The organism is Mesorhizobium sp. L48C026A00, assembly GCF_000502375.1.
Lineage (GTDB): Bacteria > Pseudomonadota > Alphaproteobacteria > Rhizobiales > Rhizobiaceae > Mesorhizobium > Mesorhizobium muleiense.
In genome coordinates this window covers 1-1,681 of sequence record NZ_AYWU01000101.1, presented here as the reverse complement: position 1 = coordinate 1,681, position 1,681 = coordinate 1, and the positions used below count along the sequence as shown (strand labels likewise).

At 69.2% G+C, this 1,681-nt stretch carries 1 protein-coding gene and 1 pseudogene; both read left to right on the top strand.

The window, feature by feature from the left end:
* Window positions 1–3: 3 nt before the first annotated feature.
* A complete protein-coding gene (locus X738_RS89655; protein ID WP_373420518.1) occupies window positions 4–753 on the top strand; it encodes a phosphopantetheine-binding protein in 750 nt (249 codons plus the stop codon).
* Window positions 674–1,681: pseudogene (locus X738_RS89650) on the top strand (condensation domain-containing protein); the annotation flags it as partial. The gene X738_RS89655 and the pseudogene X738_RS89650, both read left to right, overlap by 80 nt.

The following is a 1,681-nucleotide window of genomic DNA, read 5'->3' as shown; positions in this document are numbered from 1 at the left end:
GCGCTGCCGGCGCCGGACGACGACGCCTATGCGCGCACCGCCTATGAAGCGCCGCAGGGCGCGGTCGAGACGGCGCTGGCCGGGATCTGGGCGGAGCTGCTCGGGGTCGAGCGGGTCGGACGCCACGACAACTTCTTCGAGCTCGGCGGCCACTCGCTGTTGGCGGTGCAGCTGATGAGCCGGCTGCGGCGGCTGTCGCTGGGGGTGGAGGTGCGCACCCTGTTCGCCCGGCCGGTGCTTTGCGATCTGGCCGCCAGCCTTGGCAGTCATGACGAGGTGGCGGTGCCGGCCAACCTGATCGGCGAGCAGAGCACGGCAATTACGCCGCAGATGCTGACGCTGATCGATCTTACCCAACAGGAGATCGACCGGATCGTCGCCACGGTGCCGGGCGGGGTCGCCAACATCCAGGACATTTATGGCCTGTCGCCGCTGCAGGACGGCATCCTGTTCCATCATCTGCTGGCGACGAAGGGCGATCCGTATCTGCTGGTCTCGCAGATGGCGTTTGCCGAGCGCGGCCTGTTGGAGCGCTATCTTGGCGCGGTTCAGCAGGTGGTGGACCGGCACGACATTCTGCGTACGGCCTTTGTCTGGGAGGGNCCTGTTGGAGCGCTATCTTGGCGCGGTTCAGCAGGTGGTGGACCGGCACGACATTCTGCGTACGGCCTTTGTCTGGGAGGGTCTGTCGAGCCCGGCGCAGGTGGTGTGGCGCAAGGCGGCCCTGGAGGTGCGCGAGGTCGAGCTGGATGAGGATGGCGGTCCCGGTTCCGAGCAGCTGAAGCGGCGGTTCGATCCGCGCCAGTACCGCATCGACCTTGGCCGGGCGCCCTTGATGCGCGTCGTGATCGCGCGCGAGCCCGGCAGCGGGCGCTGGCTGCTGTTGGAGCTGCTGCACCATCTGATCGGCGATCACACGACGCTGGAGATCATGCATGCCGAGGTGCGGGCCGTGCTGGAGAGACGCGCGCATGAGCTTGCCGCGCCGCAGCCGTTCCGCAATCTGGTGGCGCAGGCGCGCCTGGGGGGCGATGCCAAGGCGCATGAGGAGTTCTTCCAGGAACAGCTGGCGGACATCGACGAGCCGACGCTGCCGTTCGGGCTAAGCCAAGTGCATGGCGACGGCAGCGGGGTTGGCGAGGCGCATCGGATGCTGCCGCAGGCGCTCAACGATCGGCTGCGGGCCCAGGCGCGGCGGCTGGGGGNCGATGCCAGGGCGCATGAGGAGTTCTTCCAGGAACAGCTGGCGGACATCGACGAGCCGACGCTGCCGTTCGGGCTAAGCCAAGTGCGCGGCGACGGCAGCGGGGTCGGCGAGGCGCATCGGATGCTGCCGCAGGCGCTCAACGATCGGCTGCGGGCCCAGGCGCGGCGGCTGGGGGTGAGCCTGGCCAGCCTTTGCCATCTGGCCTGGGGTCAGGTGGTGGCGCGCAGCAGCGGCCGAGAGCAGGTGGTGTTCGGCACGGTGCTGTTCGGCCGCACGCATGCCGGTGCGGGCGCCGACCGCGCAATGGGCCTGTTCATCAACACCCTGCCTGTGCGGCTTGACCTCGACGGCACCGGAGTTGAGGAAAGTCTGCGTCTCACCCATGCCCGTCTGGCCGAGCTGCTGGCGCACGAGCATGCCTCGCTGGCGCTGGCGCAACGCTGCAGCGGCGTTGCGGCGCCGGCGCCGCTGTTC